The sequence below is a fragment of the Pseudomonas sp. FSL R10-1339 genome, from assembly GCF_009600545.1.
GTDB lineage: Bacteria > Pseudomonadota > Gammaproteobacteria > Pseudomonadales > Pseudomonadaceae > Aquipseudomonas > Aquipseudomonas bubulae.
In genome coordinates this window covers 1-18060 of record NZ_WIVQ01000062.1, presented here as the reverse complement: position 1 = coordinate 18060, position 18060 = coordinate 1, and the positions used below count along the sequence as shown (strand labels likewise).

Sequence of the window (18060 nt, the reverse complement as noted above, 5' to 3'; positions counted from 1 at the left end):
GCAAGGCAGCCATTCTAGCCGATCAGTCAGGCCGGGACTGATCCATGACAGGTTTGCTCGGTTTCTTCCTGCATATTGCAGAGCAATCCGCTAGGCTTGGTTCATCTTGCCAGGGAGCATTCCATGTTCGAATCAGCTGAAATCGGCCATTTCATCGATAAAGAAACCTACGACAGGGAAGCCCCCGCTTTACGTGAAGCGTTGCTTGAAGCCCAGTTTGAGCTCCATCAGCAAAAGCGTGCTTCGGTCATTGTGCTGATCAATGGCATTGAAGGCGCCGGCAAGGGTGAAACAGTCAAACTGCTTAGTGAATGGATGGATCCGCGTCTGATCGAAGTGCGGACTTTTGATAACCAGACCGATGAAGAGCTGGCTCATCCGCCGGCCTGGCGTTACTGGCGTCAATTGCCCGCCAAGGGGCGGATGGGCGTGTTTTTTGGCAATTGGTACAGCCAGATGCTCCAGGGCCGGGTTCACGGCCTGTTCAAGAATGCCGTGCTTGATCAGGCGATCACGGGCGCCGAACGTCTGGAAAAGATGCTGTGCAATGAGGGCGCAGTGATCTTCAAGTTCTGGTTTCACCTGTCCAAAAAACAAATGAAGGAACGCCTGCAAACCCTCAAGGATGACCCATTGCACAGCTGGCGCATCAGCCCGCTGGACTGGCAGCAGTCCAAAACCTATGACAAGTTCGTACGCTATGGCGAGCGGGCGATCCGCCGCACCAGTCGTGATTACGCACCGTGGAATATCGTCGAAGGTATTGACCCCTATTACCGCAGTTTGACTGTGGGCAAAATCCTTCTTGAAGGGTTGCAGGCGGCGTTGCATACCCCCAAGGTTGCAGCCCGCCCGGCGGGTGTGCCGCCGTTACCGGACAAGCAAGGCGAATTGACCCTGCTCGATTGCCTGGACCTGACCCGGCATCTTGAAAAAGAGGATTACCAGGAGCAATTGATCACTGAGCAGGCGCGTCTATCGGGCTTGATGCGTGACAAACGGATGCGCCGGCATTCATTGATCGCCGTATTTGAAGGCAATGATGCCGCAGGCAAAGGCGGCTCTATCCGGCGGGTGGCAGCAGCGCTGGACCCGCGTCAGTACATCATTGTGCCTATTGCTGCGCCTTCCGAAGATGAGCGAGCACAACCTTATCTTTGGCGTTTTTGGCGACATATACCGGCGCGGGGCAAATTCACCATTTTTGACCGCTCCTGGTATGGCCGGGTGCTGGTTGAACGGGTCGAAGGTTTTTGCACGAAAGCGGACTGGATGCGCGCTTATGGCGAGATCAACGATTTCGAAGAACAACTTACGGCAGCAGGCGCGATTGTCGTCAAATTCTGGCTGGCAATCGACAAGGACACCCAGCTTGAGCGTTTTCAGGAGCGTGAAGAAATCCCGTTCAAACGCTTCAAGATTACCGAGGAAGACTGGCGTAATCGCGAAAAGTGGGATGTGTACCGCAGTGCGGTATGTGACATGGTGGATCGCACCAGCACCGAAATCTCGTCCTGGACCCTGGTTGAAGCCAATGACAAGCGCTGGGCACGGGTAAAGGTGCTACGCACGATCAACGAGGCTCTGGAAGCAGCCTTCGAGAAACGCGACAGGCAGGAAAAAAAGCGCAAGAAGAAGTAACACGGCACTTACCCTGTGGTGCTTCGCTTGTGCGCGGCAACACGGGGTTAGCCTGCGACTATATATCTACCACTGATGCACTCCGGGTTTCTGTTCAGATCAGGTGACTGTCGATCACTTGGGATGAACGCTTTCATGTCCGAAAACAACCACACCCTTAACGCTGACCAGTACCTTTCATTTGGCAGCCTGTCTATCAATTTGCCCGGTACTCTGCGAGAGCGAAAAGTCTCACGCTACGAAGCAAGCCTGCAGTCATTTATAGGCACTGCTGATCAGGCGATGACTCGCTTGGCCGCTTACCGGGATACTCATGAGCAGGCTCTGACCCAGTGTGCCGACACTCAACAGGCAACGGACAGGCTGCTCGAAGGGGCCGAGTCTCAGGGCACCGACTTCTGGACCCGGCTGGATGCCGGCGGGCTTAGTCTGTTGCAGCGTTTGTCTACGGGCAGGTCGCGCAGCTTGCTGGCCGAAGCACAGTTGCAAGTGTATGAAGGCCGGTTGAGCGAATCTGCGTATCAACAGATAAAAGAAGTTGTCAGCGAACCCTGGTCTTCACTGCGCGGGCAAAGTGTCAGCTGCGTTTGCGACCTGTCCCTGGGCACCTCGCAACGCTCTTATTTGCTGCAGGGGGCGATGGTGATAACTCGTCAGCCTGCGCTTGATGACCATCAACATCCGGAGCCCGTATTTCTGTTCGTTCCGGGCAATGCGGGCGGTTTGCAAGCATTCACTTCCGTGGCTCAGCTCAAGACCCAACTGGCCCGCAGCGTTCGGGCCGATCCGGACGGGTTCTGGCTCGGCCATGTTTCGCTGAAAAACCGCGCTGCTGCTCGGGCAGCGATAATGCTCGAGGGTACTGAAAGCCCCGTTATCCTGCGTGTGCTAGATGGTCATGCCTTCAGTCTGGGGGTTGAGGATCAAATCGCCGGTTATAAAGAAATTGCTTCGCTTATAGCCAGGGGCCAGTTGTTGTACAGCGAATCGACGGTTGCGCAGTCTCTTGAGCGCTTGCGTCTGGAAACCGCACAAAACCTGCTGGCACCGGGCAATGAGGCCCGTGAACAGGGCATTGACCTTGTGGCGGAACAATTGCGTACGGCACAGGCTACGCAGGACTTGCCGGACTGGTTGCTGCGGGCATCGGTCGAAGAGCGGGCCGAATATGCCAAGGGACTTGTGGTTTACGCACGTAATGCCCTTTGGCTGGAGGACGATCTTAACCGTCATCTGCCGTCATTCGAGGTGTTTACCCGCGATAAGCTGGCTGAGCGGCTCAAGGCCGATTTAAAACGAGATATCGATCCGGATGCGGTCAGGGTCGATATGCCCGATCGGGTCATCGTTGAGGTGTTGCAAACGAGCGAGAGGGCCGAGCGTCCGCATCTGGCGGGCGATACGTCGGAAAGCATAGCGATCACCGGCTTTTCAACCTGGGATGACGTCAGTCTTGCGCGTCACACCTTCAGCTTGTCCGAGCTTGCTCGCAAGAATATTGATGTGAATGACGAACAGCAGATGCTGCGTCTCAAACACAGCTACTTCACTCTGGATGGCGTGGATACCAAGGCGCTGGGTATTGACCTTAAGTATCTGCTCAAAACCATTCCGGATCTGGATGTTGCCATGCTTTACAGCATGAGGATCACCCGTGCTTTTCTGGGTCGCACAGTAGGGGATAGCCAGCCCGGAGCTCCCGATATTGCCAGGCGACTGGGAGTGTTCAGGCAAGCCATCAACCTAGAGGCCTGGGTCGCACGTCAGCGCAGCCACCTGTCAGAGCGGGGGTACAGGCTGGCGCAGGCAGCGACCGCACCCGGCAATGGTAATCACAAACCTGACGCCGAATTCGACATCGAATACCGTTATACCTGGTTACGCTCACCAGACCGGGGGGACAGTTCCTATACCGAACAAGCCTTGATCGGGGTGTCTGTGGTGCATGACAAAACCTCGGGGCTGGCGCTGATGTATCTGGCGGGAGCTCCGGGTAATCAGAAGTTCTTCGAAGGTTCCGGGTTCCAGCATCTGATTGAACGTCTCTCCAATCATGTGCTGCTCAACAGGGAGCTGCTCACCTACTTCGCAAACAGTACAGAGACCGGTTCGAGCGTTGCGCGGAATATTCAGAACATCAATGCCATTTTGCGTGTCGGAACTTACGGTTTTCTCGTGATTGACCCGGTCAAGGCGTCCCATGTATCCCTGACAGACATGCAGTACCTTGCACGCATGGGGCGGCTCAAGGAGCAGGTCTATGGCTCCTCCAGATCGGCGCTGGATATCGAGCGCCGTCAGATGGAGCGTATTGCGCAGCGGGATCTGAGCTACATAAAGATTGGCCTGTCGGTTATTCCGGGTATTGGCACAACCATTGGTGTCTATGACGGCTGGAATGACGCATCTGCGGCCATCAATGCGTTTGCCCGAGGCGATTACAAGGCGGGAGCGTGGCTGGCTTTCTCTGCCGCGCTTAATTTGGGCGAGGCGGTTCTTACGCTCGCACCTCTGGTGGCGCGCCCCAGAGCAGTAAGCGCAGTGCTGGGCAGCCTGGATGAAACGGTGACCAAGGCCGTAGCAACCCTATATGACGCAGGGTGGAGAGCCAGTAAATCGTTGCAGAAAAAACGCCTGAAGGACCTATTGCCGTCTGTCACTTCCCGCAAGCCCTGGCGTACCAAGGCATTCGAGGGCTATGAGGTCAAAGTCCCGCTCTATGACGTCGTGAGGCTCAGGGGGAAAAACGAAAATGTCTATCTCTTGAATAACAAGATGTACATTCAGATCGATGAAAAAGTGTACGAAGTGTACCGTCGCTCAGGTGAGAAAACCCTTCGCCTCAAGGCGCGCCCGCCCAAGAACTATGAACCGCCGATCAGGATGGATGCACGGGGGCGCTGGGAGTATCACGCCGATGTCGGGGGCAAGGGAGGGGCGCCGTTTCCGGAGCTGGAAGAGCTGATTGTTGATTCAACCCCCGTTACATCCACGCGCAAGGTTCCTGATGGATACGCTGTGACGGCCGCGGTTACCCCGGCGCCAATTCCTGCCGTACATCCTCAAGGCGTCGAGTCGATGGACAGGGTGGTTATCGGCCATCGGGATTTGTTTGTTTCCAGCGAACTTGATAGTGCAGGCAATTTTGGAATCTATCGTATTGATCCTGCTGATCCGACCCGACTGCAGGCTCAGGGTGTATTAACGCCCGAAGGGGTATATCGCCTCACCGATCAACCTCTAGTCTCCGGTAGCGATCTATTTGAAGAAGTCGCCGAAGATTTTGTCTTTATGCACAACAAGTTCTATCGGGTGCAACTGGATACTGAGCAGTTTTCCTGGAAAGTGGTGCGCACGGGTGATGAGGGTAGCAGCACGCTGTTTATCGAAAGTGATGGGGTATTTGATCCGGTCACACAACGGTTGGTCATCAGCAACTGGCACCTGATGCCAAGGCTCGGAGAACATCCCAGTCTGGAGGCCCTGGTGCGCCAGGCGCTTGACTTGCCTGCAACCGGTTTTGACCACGAAGTCTATGCATTTTTGCGCAACTACACGCGCCAGATCATCCAGTCTGTCGACACACAGGTGATACGGGCACCTGATGTGCTGGAGCTGGAGCGTCTGTGTGAGCAGAGCCTGCGCCGCAAGCAATTCCCGGTGGGCAGGCTGGACGAAGCCTTGACGGCCATGGCCAACAAGCAGCCCCTGCCGATCTGGGCACCGGTCTATGACGAACTGCAGGGTATGCGCTTGGTGTTCCCGACGACATCCGGAAGGTATTACAACATTGATGCCGTGCGTCAATTGCGCAGTCATATGTCGATCCGCGATCTGGATGTGGAGGTTGCCGCCCTTATTGACAACTATGCAGCAATGCGTGCCGGATTGATCTCTACGTTTAATATGAGAACGACTCTGGCCAAAAGCGTCATGCAGTTGGTCTTGAAAAAGCGTGGCTACACATTGCTTGATGGCGGTCGCTACAAAGTGGGGGCTGCCGGTTTCGGTATGGTGCTACGTGGTCCCAATGGTGATCTGTATCTGATGGAAGTCAGGCATATACGGCCTACCGGCAACACCTGGGGGCATGTTTTTTTTGATCGTGGATCCGCGAGCAAACTAGTCATGATGTCTGATGAATGGGTCGATGTCGTCGTGCGAAAATCCTTGGAGGAAGTGCCATTCAATCCTGCAGCTGTGGCAGTACAGCAAGCCAGGGCAGATGGCCGCTTGTTCAAACTGGTTGGCACCATCACCCCCGACAAGGAAGTGATGGTGTTCAAGGTTGCAACCCCGGGCCCAGGATTGTAAAAAACCGCCTAGCCGTGCTTGCCCGCGCCCAGCATGTTTTCAGGACGAACCCACTGGTCAAACTCGGCGTCCGTGAGGTAGCCCAGTTCCAGTGCTGCTTCGCGCAGGCTCAAACCTTCGGCGTAGGCCTTTTTGGCAATCTCGGCTGATTTGTCATAGCCGATATGGGGGTTGAGTGCGGTCACCAGCATCAGGCCGCGCTCCAGGTGTTCGGCCATTTTGGCGGCATCGACCTCAAGCCCGGTGACGCAGTGTTTGAAAAAGTTGCTGCAACCGTCTCCCAGCAACTGGATGGATTGCAGCAGGTTGTGAATGATCACCGGTTTATAGACGTTCAGTTGCAAATGCCCCTGGCTTGCAGCAAAACCGATGGCGACATCGTTGCCCATCACCTGGCATGCCAGCATCGACAAGGCTTCGCACTGGGTCGGATTAACCTTGCCCGGCATGATCGAACTGCCCGGCTCATTGGCGGGCAGTTTGATTTCGGCCAGCCCGGCGCGGGGGCCGGAACCCAGCAGGCGGAAGTCATTGGCCAGTTTCATGAGGGTAACGGCCAGTGTTTTGAGGGCGCCTGACAGGGTGGTCAAGGGCTCGTGGCCGGCCAGCGCGGCAAATTTGTTCGGCGCGGTCACAAATGGCAGGCCAGATAACGCAGCCAGTTCAGCGGCAATCGCTTCGGCAAAACCGTGGGGTGCATTCAGCCCGGTGCCCACTGCGGTACCCCCCTGTGCCAGCTCGCACACTGCGGGCAAGGCCGAACGTATGGCTTGCTCGGCGTAGTCCAGCTGCGCGATATAGGCTGAGAGCTCCTGGCCGAAGGTGATCGGCGTGGCGTCCATCATATGGGTGCGGCCGGTCTTGACCAGTTTCATATGCCGTGCCGACAACTCGGCCAGGCCTCCTGCCAGTTCATTGATCGCAGGCAGCAAATGATTGTGCACAGCCTTGGCGGCGGCGATATGCATGGCGGTGGGGAAGCAGTCGTTGGAGCTTTGCGAGCGGTTGACATGGTCATTGGGGTGGACTGGCGACTTGCCGCCACGGCCTTTGCCCGCCAGTTCATTGGCGCGTCCTGCAATGACTTCGTTGGCGTTCATGTTGCTCTGTGTACCGCTGCCTGTCTGCCACACCACCAGCGGGAACTGGTCGTCGTGTTCACCGTTGAGCACTTCATCGGCGGCCTGTTCGATCAGGCGGGCGATATCGGCAGGCAAATCACCGTTGCGGTCATTGACCCGCGAGGCAGCCTTTTTGATCAAGACCAGGGCATGCAGAACCGCCAGCGGCATTTTTTCGTTGCCGATGGCAAAGTTGATCAGTGACCGCTGTGTCTGCGCCCCCCAATAAGCCTCATCGGCCACGCTTACTTCACCCAGGCTGTCGGTTTCGATACGGCTCATCGGCTCTTTCTCCTTGAAGTCTGACCTGACAGCTTAGGCGTTGATTCACACTAAGGGTTCAATCTTGCGTTTTCGGTGCTTTTGGTCGGCTGATGAGAACGTCTATCAGTGTCGGGGTTGAGTGACACACTTTATTAGGCGCAGAATGGCCGCCCTTGGGGTTAAACCTCGCTTGCTAGAAAAGGAAACTCGATGACCCGTCTTCGCGCCATCTGTACAGCGGTAGCTCTGGTTTGCGCCAGCGGCCAGGTTTTCGCCGATGCAGCTAGCCACGCTGCCAGTGCTGAAACGTTCCTGAAACTGGCACATGCCGATAAGCTGGGTACCCCGGTGTATATGCAAGTGCAGCAAATGTTCGCTCAGCGTTTCGAGCAAACCAAAGCACCACCCTCCAAGAAAGCCCTGCTGGAAACTTACCAGGCCAAAGCCAACACCGCTCTGGATCAAGCCATTGGCTGGAACAAGCTGAAGCCGGACATGGTCAAGCTCTACACCACCAATTTCACCGAGTCTGAGCTCAAGGACCTGGTAGCGTTCTACCAGTCGCCTCTGGGCAAGAAAGTGCTGGAAAAAATGCCGCAACTGACCCAGCAATCGGCACAAATGACCCAGGCCAAACTGGAAAGTGCAGTGCCGGTTGTCAACAAGCTGCTAGAAGACATGACAGCCGAGCTGGAGCCAAAAGCGGCCCCGGCCAAAAAGAAGTAAGCGGAGCCTGAATGAGCATGCAACAGCGTATTGAAGCGGCGCTAGGCGCTCTGCAACCCGAGCACCTGAGCGTGCTGGATGAAAGCCATATGCACAGTCGTGGGTTGCAGACCCACTTCAAGGCAGTGGTGGTCAGCGAGCAGTTCGCCGGGCTCAACAGCGTCAAGCGTCATCAAAAGGTCTATGCCACCCTGGGTGACCTGATGGGTGAGTTCCATGCGCTGGCTTTGCACACGTACACGCCTGAGGAATGGGCGAAAATCGGCACGGCCCCGGCATCGCCGACCTGTGCTGGCGGTGGGCACTGAGTTGGCGTAATCCGCCTGCTTTTTGTTAGAATCCGCAACGCGCCGCTTCGTCGGCGCGTTTTTTTTTGCGCCCGGTTCACCCTTTACGAGGGTAGCCACCTGGAGATTGATGCGATGACTTCGCCTGTTGTTGTAGCTGCACTGTATAAATTCGTCACCCTTGAGGACTACGTCGAGCTGCGTGAGCCACTGCTCAAGGCCATGGTCGACAACGGTATCAAGGGCACCTTGCTGATCGCCGAAGAAGGCATCAACGGTACGGTATCCGGCAGCCGTGAAGGTATTGACGGGCTGATGGCCTGGCTCAAGACTGATCCGCGCATGGTCGATATCGATCACAAGGAATCCTACTGCGATGACCAGCCGTTCTATCGGACCAAGGTCAAGCTCAAGAAAGAAATCGTCACCCTCGGTGTTGAAGGCGTGGACCCGAACAAGAAGGTCGGGACCTATGTCGACCCCGAGAACTGGAATGCGCTGATCAGCGATCCAGAGGTGTTGTTGATCGACACCCGCAACGATTACGAGGTTTCGATCGGTACGTTTGAAGGCGCTATCGACCCGAAAACGACCAGCTTTCGCGAATTTCCCGACTATATCAAAGCCAATTTCGACCCTGCCAGGCACAAGAAAGTCGCGATGTTCTGCACCGGCGGCATTCGCTGTGAAAAGGCTTCGAGCTATATGCTCAGCCAGGGTTTTGACGAGGTTTATCACCTCAAGGGCGGTATCCTGAAGTACCTCGAAGAGGTACCCCAGGAAGAAACCAAATGGCAGGGCGACTGCTTTGTATTTGATAACCGCGTTACCGTGCGCCATGACCTCAGCGCCGGCGAATACGATCAGTGCCATGCCTGCCGCACCCCGATCAGCCTCGCTGATCGCGAGTCCGAGCACTATCAACCCGGTATCAGTTGCCCGTATTGCTGGGACAGCTTGAGCGAGAAAACCCGTCGCAGCGCCATTGATCGCCAAAAGCAGATCGAGCTGGCCAAGGAGCGTAATCAGCCGCACCCGATCGGTCACAACTACCGTAAAGCTGCCGAGGCCTGATATGACAGCGCGCCTGCTCTATGTGATGGATCCAATGTGCTCCTGGTGCTGGGGTTTTTCGCCCATCGCCCAGGCGCTGGTTGAGCAGGCGCAGGCCGCAGGCGTTGAGTTGCATCTGGTAGTGGGAGGTTTGCGCACCGGCAGTGGCTCGGCGCTTGAGCCTGCTACGCGGCGCTATATTCTTGAGCACTGGCAGGCGGTCACAGAGGCCACCGGGCAACCTTTCAACTTCGAGGGGGCTTTGCCCGACGGCTTTATCTACGACACCGAACCTGCCTGCCGGGCTATTGTCGCGGTACGCAGCCTTGCCCCCGATTGCGCCTGGAAGCTGGTCAAACTGATACAGCAGGCGTTTTACGTACAAGGCCGTGATGTGACCCAGGCCAGTGTGCTGGTCGAACTGGCTGAAATCGCGGGAGTGCCGCGTATCGAATTTGCTGCCGCTTTTGACTCTGCCGAGCAGCATGCAGCGACAGCCGCGGATTTTACCTGGGTGCAGGATCTGGGGATTGCCGGTTTTCCGACCTTGCTTGCCGAGCGCAACGGCCAGCTGGCGTTGTTGACCAACGGCTATCAGCCGCTTGCGCCCTTGTCTGACTTGCTTGCTCGCTGGCTTGAACGCGCTGCACGTGTTTGATCCTTCTGCTGTACCGCCTGCGGCTGCGGTGACGGATCGCCTGACCTGGGCCGAAATCCGCCGCCTGGCTCTGCGCCATAAAAAAGCCCTGTGGCTTGCCAACGGCGTTGCCGTGCTGGCGACCCTGTGCAGTGTGCCGATCCCCTTGCTTCTGCCTTTGCTGGTGGACGAGGTGCTGTTGGGTAACGGGGACGCTGCGCTGAAGATCATGAACCACTGGCTGCCGACTGCGTGGCAAAGCGCGGCAGGCTATATCGGCCTGATGCTGGCGATTACCCTGTTGCTGCGCTGCGGTGCTTTGCTGTTTAACGTGCTGCAGGCGCGGCTGTTTTCGCGGCTGGCCAAGGACATTGTGTTTCGCATTCGCCTGCGCCTGATCGAACGCTTGAAGCGAATATCACTGGCCGAGTACGAAAGCCTGGGCAGCGGCACGGTGACGACTCATCTGGTCACCGACCTCGATACGCTCGACAAGTTTGTCGGAGAAACCCTGAGCCGATTTTTGGTGGCGATGCTCACTCTGGTGGGCACTTCGGCGATTTTGTTGTGGATGCACTGGCAGCTGGCGCTGCTGATTTTGCTGTTCAACCCGCTGGTGATTTACGCCACGGTGCAGTTGGGCAAGCGGGTCAAGCACCTGAAAAAGCTTGAAAACGACAGCACGGCGCGCTTTACCCAGGCCCTTACCGAGACGCTGGATTCCATCCAGGAAGTGCGTGCAGGTAACCGTCAGGGCTTTTTCCTGGGCCGTCTGGGGTTACGGGCGCGAGAAGTGCGGGACTTTGCCGTGGCTTCACAGTGGAAGAGCGATGCCTCCAATCGCGCCAGCGGTTTGTTGTTCCAGTTCGGGATCGATATTTTTCGAGCCGCCGCGATGTTGACGGTATTGTTTTCGGATCTGTCGATCGGTCAGATGCTCGCAGTGTTCAGTTATCTGTGGTTCATGATCGGGCCGGTTGAGCAGTTGCTCAATTTGCAATATGCCTTCTATGCCGCTGATGGCGCCGTTACGCGGATCAATCAGTTATTGGCGCGCAACGACGAGCCACAATACCCCGGCGGCGCCAATCCATTTGTGGGGCGACAGACGGTCGGCATCGAAGTGCGTGACCTTAGCTTCAGCTATGGCGACGAAAAGGTACTCGATCACCTTAACCTGACCATTGCTCCTGGTGAGAAGGTGGCCATTGTCGGCACTAGCGGTGGTGGTAAAAGCACCCTGGTGCAACTGTTGCTGGGCTTATACACGCCGCAGTCGGGGAGTATCCGCTTTGCTGATGCCAGCCAGCCCGAAATCGGCCTGCAGACCATTCGCGAGCATGTGGCGGTGGTGCTGCAACACCCGGCATTGTTCAACGATACCGTGCGTGCCAATCTGACCATGGGCCGTGAACGAACCGATGAAGCGTGCTGGCACGCCCTGCAAATCGCTCAGCTCGATGGCACCATTGATGCGCTGCCCCAGGGCCTGGACAGCATCGTGGGGCGTTCGGGGGTGCGTTTGTCCGGCGGTCAGCGTCAGCGCCTGGCGATTGCGCGCATGGTATTGGCCGAACCCAAGGTGGTGATCCTCGACGAGGCCACCAGTGCCCTGGATGCTGCCACCGAATACAACCTGCATCACGCTTTGGGAAAATTTTTGAGCGGGCGCACAACTTTAATCATCGCTCACCGTTTATCTGCGGTAAAACAGGCTGACCGGGTGCTGGTGTTTGATGGTGGGTGCATTGCCGAAGAGGGCGATCACCAGCAGTTGATTGCAGAGGGTGGGCTCTATGCCAAGCTCTACGGGCATCTGCAGCAGACGTGATGTCGCAGGGTTGTGGGGGCGAGCCTGCACGCGAAAGCCCATGAACATCGCAGTTATCCGGCCAATACACGGTATTGCTCACGATCTTCTCGAGCAGGTTCTTTTGCACAGGCGCATTGCTTGCTTCAATGAACATAATGATGCGGCTGCACGCTTATTGAAGATTTAGATCGGCTCAGACTACTCAATTTTTGAAAAATTGGCCTAGGCTGACTTGTAGTGAGATTTTCTCTCTGGTTTTCATTTGACTCCATGAAGCAAAGGGAACTCATGAAATCTAAACGCCCCCTTGGTACACCACGCTTATTGGGCATTGTTTGGCCTTTTATTGCTGTCGTGCTGTTCCAGGCGTTATTGGGGTGCGTGAGTCTGTATATGCTTTCTGCCGTGAGGAGTTATGTCGGTGGCGAAAGTTTATGGTCCAAGGGGCAGAAGGACGCCATCTACTTTCTCTATCTGTATTCCGATACCCATGACCCGGTTTATTACGAAAAATACACACAGGCCATAAGTGTTCCCCAGGGCGACCATAAGTTACGCCTGGCGATGGATGAGTCCCCACCCAATGAAGTCGCTGCCCGCGAAGGCATTCTGCAGGGCGGCAACAGCGCGCAAGATGCCTCGAGCATTATCTGGTTTTACCGCTACTTCCGCCATGTAAGCTATATGGAAACCGCCATCGAGAAGTGGGCCATAGGTGATGCTTACCTGCTCAAGCTCGACAATCTGGCCCAGGAGATGCACAAGGCCATCCTCGCCGGCAATGCCGATGCTGCGGAGTCCCAGCGCTGGGAAGACGAGATTTTCGCCATCAACGAGGGTATTGCGCCTTCTGCCAAGGCTTTCAGTGATGCGCTGGGTGAAGGCTCGCGCTTTATCTGGCGGTTGCTGGTGGTCATAAACCTGGTCACGGCGGTGGCGCTGATCCTGCTGGTACTCAAGCGCACCCATAAAGTGCTCAAGCAGAGCCGTGCTTTTGCCGAGGCGCTGCAGCTGGAAAAAGAGCGGGCGCAAATCACCCTGCAGTCGATTGGCGACGGTGTTATCACCACCGACGTCAATGGCGCGATTGCCTATATGAACCCTGCGGCCGAGAACTTGACCCAGTGGAAGTCCGAGCAGGCGCAAGGCATTTCCCTGGCTGCGCTGTTCAAGTTGCTCGATGACAACGATCAGGACGAAGGCCCCAGGTTGGTCGAGCGTATTCTCACTGGCGAGCTGAGTAACAGTCGCGAGCACTCCCGGCAGATTCAACGCATGGATGGTAGTACCGTTGCGGTAACCCTTGTGGGTGCGCCGATCCTTCACGATGGCGATGTCAGTGGCGCAGTGCTGGTGCTGCATGACATGACCCAGGAGCGCCAGTACATTGCCAACCTGTCCTGGCAGGCGACCCATGATGCACTGACCGGGCTGGCCAACCGGCGTGAGTTCGAATACCGCCTGGAGTTGGTACTGAAGAACCTGGGGCGCCAGCAGGGCCGGCATGCCCTGATGTTTCTTGATCTGGACCAGTTCAAGCTGGTCAATGACACCTGCGGTCACGCGGCGGGTGATGAGCTGTTGCGGCATATTTGTACCTTGCTGCGTACCGGCCTGCGTGAAGGCGATACCCTGGCCCGGCTGGGTGGGGATGAGTTTGGCATCCTGCTGGAAAACTGCCCGGTGGACATGGCGGAAAAAATCGCCGGCGGTTTGCGTCAGGCGGTGCAAAGCCTGCATTTTGCCTGGAAAGGGCGCCCTTTCATGAGCACCATCAGCATCGGCCTTGTGCATATCCATAAAGCGCCAGTCACCCTTGAGTCTTTGATGCGGGCTGCGGACATGGCCTGTTATATGGCCAAGGAAAAGGGCCGCAACCGGGTGCAGGTTTATCATGTGGATGACACGGAGTTGTCATTGCGCTTTGGTGAAATGGCCTGGGTACAGCGCTTGCATGTCGCACTGGAAGAAAACCGCTTCAGTCTGTATGCCCAGGAAATAACCCCCCTGGGACCTGTGCAGGACGGGGGCGGGCATATCGAGATTCTGTTGCGCCTGCAAGATGAAAACGGTCGCATTGTATTCCCCGACAGTTTTATTCCTGCGGCGGAACGTTATGGCTTGATGAGTTCGATAGACCGCTGGGTGGTCGAAAATGTGTTCAGGATCATTGCGGAATGTTCAGCCCAGGCGGGTGGGCGGCCAATGGCCATGTGTGCGATCAACCTGTCTGGGTCAACCATTGGCGATGATGACTTTCTTGCGTTTTTGCATGAACAATTTGACTGTTACGGCGTGTCGCCAAAACTCATCTGTTTTGAAATTACTGAAACCAGTGCAATTGCCAACCTGGGTAATGCCATCCGTTTTATCAATGATCTTAAAACCCTGGGTTGTCACTTTTCGCTGGATGACTTTTGTGCCGGGATGTCCTCATTTGCCTATTTGAAACATCTTCCTGTCGACTTTTTGAAGATCGACGGCAGTTTCGTCAAGGACATGTTGGACGACCCGATCAATCGTGCCATGGTTGAAGTCATTAATCATATTGGCCATGTCATGGGCAAACGCACGATTGCCGAGTTTGTTGAAAGCACACAGATTGAAGAGGCCTTGATTGAAATCGGCGTTGATTATGCGCAGGGCTATATTGTCCAGCGGCCACAGTTATTCACGTTCGATAGTTTGTTGCAGCGTCCTCAGCGTGCCCGGGCGTTGACATTGAAGTCCCCGGGCACGTTGCGTTGATCTGTTCTACATTTCTAAAGTCTATTATCAAAAAGGATTTGGATTGTGAGTGAAGTCTTCAACCGAACGGGGCCTCTTATGGAGGAAGCCAGTTACCCCCAGTGGGCCCGGCAGTTGATTCGGGACTGTAGCGAAAGCAAACGTCGGGCAGTCAAACACGAAATTTACAAGCGCATGCGTGACAACACCTTGAGCCCCAGAGCAATGCGCATGTTTCTCGTGGGCGGCTGGCCGGTGGTCGAGCAGTTTTCGTTGTACATGGGCCATAACCTGGGCAAGACCCGCTACGGGCGTCACCCCGGCGAAGACATGGCCCGCCGCTGGCTGATTCGCAATATCCGGGTCGAGCTTAACCATGCCGACTATTGGGTGAACTGGGCGCTGGCGCATGGGGTCAGCCTTGAAGACCTCAATGCCCAGGACCTGCCTGCCGAGTTTCAGGCGCTGAACGACTGGTGCTGGCATAGCTGTTCCAAGGATTCGCTGGCCGTGGCGATGGCTGCCACCAACTACGCCATCGAGGGTGCCGTGGGTGAGTGGGCGGCGATTGTCTGCTCAGCCGATATCTATGAAGAGTCGTTTGCGGTCGATCAACGCAAGCGCGCGATGAAGTGGCTGAAGATGCACGCCCAGTACGATGACGAGCATCCCTGGGAGGCGCTGGAAATTGTCTGTACCCTTGTGGGAATGAATCCGAGCCAGGAGCAGATCACTGAACTGCGCAAAGCCATCTGCAAGAGCTACGATTATATGTATCTGTTTCTGCAAAGTTGCCTGTTGTTCGACAAGGCCGCTGTGGCGCGTGAGCATCGGGAACTGGTCGAGAGCTGAACACCGGCTTTTCAGTGCATAAAAAAACCGCGGACTGCATGGGATGCAGCCCGCGGTTTTTGTTTGTTGCCCTGTTACTGTGCGTTGAAAGCCTGGCCGTTGATCCCGGTACTGTCCGGGCCCATCAGGTACAGGTAAACCGGCATGATTTCGTGTGGCTCTGGATTGTTCTCCGGGTTTTCACCCGGATAGGCCAGGGCGCGCATGCTGGTGCGGGTCGCGCCGGGGTTGATGCTGTTGGCACGTACCGGGGCCACGCCGTCGACTTCGTCGGCCAGGGTTTGCATCAAGCCTTCGGTGGCGAACTTGGAGACGCCATAGGCACCCCAGTAAGCACGGCCTTTGCGCCCGACACTGCTGGAAGTGAAGATCACCGAGGCGTCCTGCGACAGCTTGAGCAGGGGTAGCAGGGTGCTGGTGAGCATAAACATGGCATTGACGTTGATATGCATCACGCGCATGAAATTTTCCCCCGACAGCTGCTCCAGCGGCGTGCGCGGACCAATGATCGAAGCGTTGTGCAGCAGCCCGTCAAGGCGGCCGAACTCGGTCTCGATCATGGCGGCCAGCTCATCGTATTGATGGGGTTGGGCGGTTTCGAGGTTGAACGGGATAACCACTGGCTGCGGATGGCCCGCAGCTTCGATTTCGTCGTAGACCTGGCTTAGGTTGGCTTCGGTCTTGCCCAGCAGCAATACGGTTGCGCCGTGTGCGGCATAGGTCCTGGCTGCAGCAGCGCCGATGCCGCGACCGGCGCCGGTAACCAGGATCACCCGATCCTGGAGCAGGTTGGGGCGGGCTGAATAATCAAACATAAAAAACCTCAACAAAATCGGTCATCGTTAGCAGCTGCACATCGCGTTATCCAGCACTTTGCGCAGTTCGGCCGGATGATCGACCACCACGTCCGCACCCCAGTGATCAGGGTTGTCGTCAGGGTGGATATAACCAAAGCGCACGGCTGCAGTTTTGGTCCCGGCATCGCGCCCGGACTCGATATCGCGCAGGTCATCGCCTACAAACAGTACGCTGGCCGGGTCAAGGTCGAGCATTTTGCAGGCCAGAATCAGCGGCTCGGGGTCCGGCTTGCTGTTTTTGACGTGATCGGGGCAAATCAGCAGCGCCGAGCGCTCGGCCAGGCCCAGGCGTTCCATGATTGGCTGGGCGAAGCGCACCGGTTTGTTGGTGACGACGCCCCACACCAGATGGGCCTTTTCGATATCGGCGAGCAACTCTTCCATGCCATCAAACAGCTTGGTATGGACTGCGCAATCGCGCTGATAGCGCTCCAGGAACTCCTGACGCAGCTCTTCAAAGCCAGGTGCGTCAGGGTCCATGTTGAAGGTCGCTGCTACCATGGCGCGTGCACCGCCGGAAATCTCGTCGCGGATAAGTTTGTCTGCGACGGGAGGCAGGTCGCGATCGGCGCGCATGGCCTGGCAGATGGCGATAAAGTCCGGCGCGGTGTCGAGCAGGGTGCCGTCCATGTCAAAAAGAACTGCTCTTAAACGCATGTGTTACTCCTCGCGAAGGGTCTGGATCATGTAGTTGACGTCAACATCGGCGGCCAGCTTGTAGTGCTTGGTCAGCGGGTTGTAGGTCAGGCCGATGATGTCCTTGACGCTCAATCCGGCCTGGCGGCTCCAGGCGCCCAGCTCGGAAGGGCGAATGAATTTTTTGAAGTCATGGGTGCCACGGGGGATCAGCTTGAGTATGTATTCCGCACCGAGGATAGCGAACAGATAGGACTTGGGGTTGCGGTTGATGGTCGAGAAGAACACCTGGCCACCGGGCTTGACCATTTTGTAGCAGGCGCGGATCACCGATGACGGGTCGGGTACATGCTCAAGCATTTCGAGGCAGGTGACTACATCGAACTGCCCGGGCATTTCTTCAGCAAGATCTTCAGCAGTGACCTGGCGGTACTCAACGTTTACGCCGGACTCGAGCTGATGCAGCTGTGCCACGGCCAGCGGGGCTTCGCCCATGTCGATGCCCATTACGGTGGCGCCGCGCTGAGCCATCGACTCGCTGAGAATGCCGCCGCCGCAGCCGACGTCGAGGACTTTTTTGCCAGCCAGTTGTACGCGCTCGTCAATCCAGTTGACGCGCAGCGGGTTGATGTCGTGCAGCGGCTTGAACTCGCTCTCACGGTCCCACCAGCGATGGGCTAGCGCTTCGAATTTGGCGATCTCGGCGTGGTCAACGTTGCTCATGGGTAAATCCTCTAAAGCTGAATAATCTGGTAAAGCTCCGGGCGCAGGCCCGAAGGTACTGAATCAATGAGTATGGCCGCTTATGCGCTCGCCCCAGGCCCTTGCGGTTGCGCAGAGTTGCTGCTCGTCCAGGCGGGTCAGGTGTCGATCCTCGAGCAACTGCTTGCCTGCGACCCACACATGTTTAACGCAATCGCGGCCTGTGGCGTAGATCAACTGCGAAACGGGGTCGTAAACCGGTTGCTGGGCCAGGCCGCTGAGGTCAAAGGCTACCAGGTCGGCGGCCTTGCCGATTTCGATCGAGCCGGTGTCGCTTTCAATGCCCAGGGCGCGCGCGCCATTGAGGGTGGCCATGCGCAGTGCGCGGTGGGCGTCCAGCGCGGTGGCAGAGCCTGCAACGGCCTTGGCC

General features: G+C 56.7%; 14 protein-coding genes. 9 read left to right on the top strand and 5 right to left on the bottom strand.

Translation table 11 applies throughout. The features are described 5' to 3' along the window. Window positions 1-123: 123 nt before the first annotated feature. Together pap and GHO03_RS16815 are read left to right on the top strand one after the other, a co-directional pair. Window positions 124-1641, top strand: coding sequence for a polyphosphate:AMP phosphotransferase (gene pap / locus GHO03_RS16820; RefSeq protein WP_153400222.1), 1518 nt, complete (start codon window positions 124-126; stop codon window positions 1639-1641). Between the two features lie 75 nt (window positions 1642-1716). After that, on the top strand, window positions 1717-5955 hold the full coding sequence (locus tag GHO03_RS16815; RefSeq protein WP_372241761.1) for a dermonecrotic toxin domain-containing protein: 4239 nt from the start codon (window positions 1717-1719) through the stop codon (window positions 5953-5955). An 8-nt stretch (window positions 5956-5963) separates the two neighbouring features. On the opposite strand, the gene GHO03_RS16810 is transcribed toward GHO03_RS16815, so the two are convergent. Beyond that, window positions 5964-7358: a class II fumarate hydratase gene (locus GHO03_RS16810; protein ID WP_153400220.1), complete on the bottom strand. Its 1395-nt coding sequence runs from the start codon at window positions 7356-7358 to the stop codon at window positions 5964-5966. A gap of 192 nt (window positions 7359-7550) precedes the next feature. On the opposite strand from GHO03_RS16810, the gene GHO03_RS16805 reads away from it, so the two are divergent. The 7 genes from GHO03_RS16805 (at window position 7551) to GHO03_RS16775 (ending at window position 15435) form a co-directional block, all read left to right on the top strand. Further along, the gene (locus GHO03_RS16805; RefSeq protein WP_153400219.1) at window positions 7551-8066 is read left to right on the top strand and encodes a DUF2059 domain-containing protein; all 516 of its coding nucleotides are present in this window, start codon (window positions 7551-7553) and stop codon (window positions 8064-8066) included. 11 nt (window positions 8067-8077) lie between these two features. Then, window positions 8078-8374, top strand: coding sequence for a BolA family transcriptional regulator (locus GHO03_RS16800; protein ID WP_095002817.1), 297 nt, complete (start codon window positions 8078-8080; stop codon window positions 8372-8374). A 114-nt stretch (window positions 8375-8488) separates the two neighbouring features. Continuing rightward, window positions 8489-9427, top strand: coding sequence for a rhodanese-related sulfurtransferase (locus GHO03_RS16795; protein ID WP_095019032.1), 939 nt, complete (start codon window positions 8489-8491; stop codon window positions 9425-9427). Window position 9428: 1 nt separating this feature from the next. Next, complete coding sequence (locus tag GHO03_RS16790) at window positions 9429-10064, top strand: DsbA family protein (protein WP_095002815.1); 636 nt, start codon at window positions 9429-9431, stop codon at window positions 10062-10064. Window positions 10065-10092: 28 nt separating this feature from the next. After that, window positions 10093-11874, top strand: coding sequence for an ABC transporter ATP-binding protein (locus tag GHO03_RS16785; protein ID WP_169916727.1), 1782 nt, complete (start codon window positions 10093-10095; stop codon window positions 11872-11874). Between the two features lie 270 nt (window positions 11875-12144). Further along, complete coding sequence (locus GHO03_RS16780) at window positions 12145-14604, top strand: EAL domain-containing protein (protein ID WP_095038548.1); 2460 nt, start codon at window positions 12145-12147, stop codon at window positions 14602-14604. 45 nt (window positions 14605-14649) lie between these two features. Continuing rightward, window positions 14650-15435, top strand: a complete 786-nt coding sequence (locus GHO03_RS16775; RefSeq protein WP_095019029.1) for a TenA family transcriptional regulator — start codon at window positions 14650-14652, stop codon at window positions 15433-15435. 74 nt (window positions 15436-15509) lie between these two features. Here the strand turns inward: GHO03_RS16775 and GHO03_RS16770 are convergent, their stop codons facing one another. From GHO03_RS16770 to GHO03_RS16755, 4 genes are all read right to left on the bottom strand, one after another. Continuing rightward, the gene (locus GHO03_RS16770) at window positions 15510-16250 is read right to left on the bottom strand and encodes a YciK family oxidoreductase (RefSeq protein ID WP_095002811.1); all 741 of its coding nucleotides are present in this window, start codon (window positions 16248-16250) and stop codon (window positions 15510-15512) included. Window positions 16251-16277: 27 nt separating this feature from the next. After that, entirely contained in the window at window positions 16278-16949 is a 672-nt protein-coding gene (mupP, locus tag GHO03_RS16765; protein ID WP_095002810.1) for an N-acetylmuramic acid 6-phosphate phosphatase MupP, read from the bottom strand. A gap of 3 nt (window positions 16950-16952) precedes the next feature. Next, complete coding sequence (gene ubiG, locus GHO03_RS16760; protein ID WP_095002809.1) at window positions 16953-17651, bottom strand: bifunctional 2-polyprenyl-6-hydroxyphenol methylase/3-demethylubiquinol 3-O-methyltransferase UbiG; 699 nt, start codon at window positions 17649-17651, stop codon at window positions 16953-16955. A 63-nt stretch (window positions 17652-17714) separates the two neighbouring features. After that, the coding region (locus GHO03_RS16755) for an amidohydrolase family protein (RefSeq protein WP_153400218.1) at window positions 17715-18060 on the bottom strand (346 nt) is incomplete at its 5' end.

What these genes read in the sequence shown, in the direction of transcription:
- pap (WP_153400222.1), top strand. Translation starts at nt 124, where the DNA reads ATGTTCGAATCAGCTGAAATCGGCCATTTCATCGATAAAGAAACCTAC.
- GHO03_RS16815 (WP_372241761.1), top strand. Translation starts at nt 1,717, where the DNA reads ATGCACTCCGGGTTTCTGTTCAGATCAGGTGACTGTCGATCACTTGGG.
- GHO03_RS16810 (WP_153400220.1), bottom strand. Translation starts at nt 7,358, where the DNA reads ATGAGCCGTATCGAAACCGACAGCCTGGGTGAAGTAAGCGTGGCCGAT.
- GHO03_RS16805 (WP_153400219.1), top strand. Translation starts at nt 7,551, where the DNA reads ATGACCCGTCTTCGCGCCATCTGTACAGCGGTAGCTCTGGTTTGCGCC.
- GHO03_RS16800 (WP_095002817.1), top strand. Translation starts at nt 8,078, where the DNA reads ATGAGCATGCAACAGCGTATTGAAGCGGCGCTAGGCGCTCTGCAACCC.
- GHO03_RS16795 (WP_095019032.1), top strand. Translation starts at nt 8,489, where the DNA reads ATGACTTCGCCTGTTGTTGTAGCTGCACTGTATAAATTCGTCACCCTT.
- GHO03_RS16790 (WP_095002815.1), top strand. Translation starts at nt 9,429, where the DNA reads ATGACAGCGCGCCTGCTCTATGTGATGGATCCAATGTGCTCCTGGTGC.
- GHO03_RS16780 (WP_095038548.1), top strand. Translation starts at nt 12,145, where the DNA reads ATGAAATCTAAACGCCCCCTTGGTACACCACGCTTATTGGGCATTGTT.
- GHO03_RS16770 (WP_095002811.1), bottom strand. Translation starts at nt 16,250, where the DNA reads ATGTTTGATTATTCAGCCCGCCCCAACCTGCTCCAGGATCGGGTGATC.
- mupP (WP_095002810.1), bottom strand. Translation starts at nt 16,949, where the DNA reads ATGCGTTTAAGAGCAGTTCTTTTTGACATGGACGGCACCCTGCTCGAC.
- ubiG (WP_095002809.1), bottom strand. Translation starts at nt 17,651, where the DNA reads ATGAGCAACGTTGACCACGCCGAGATCGCCAAATTCGAAGCGCTAGCC.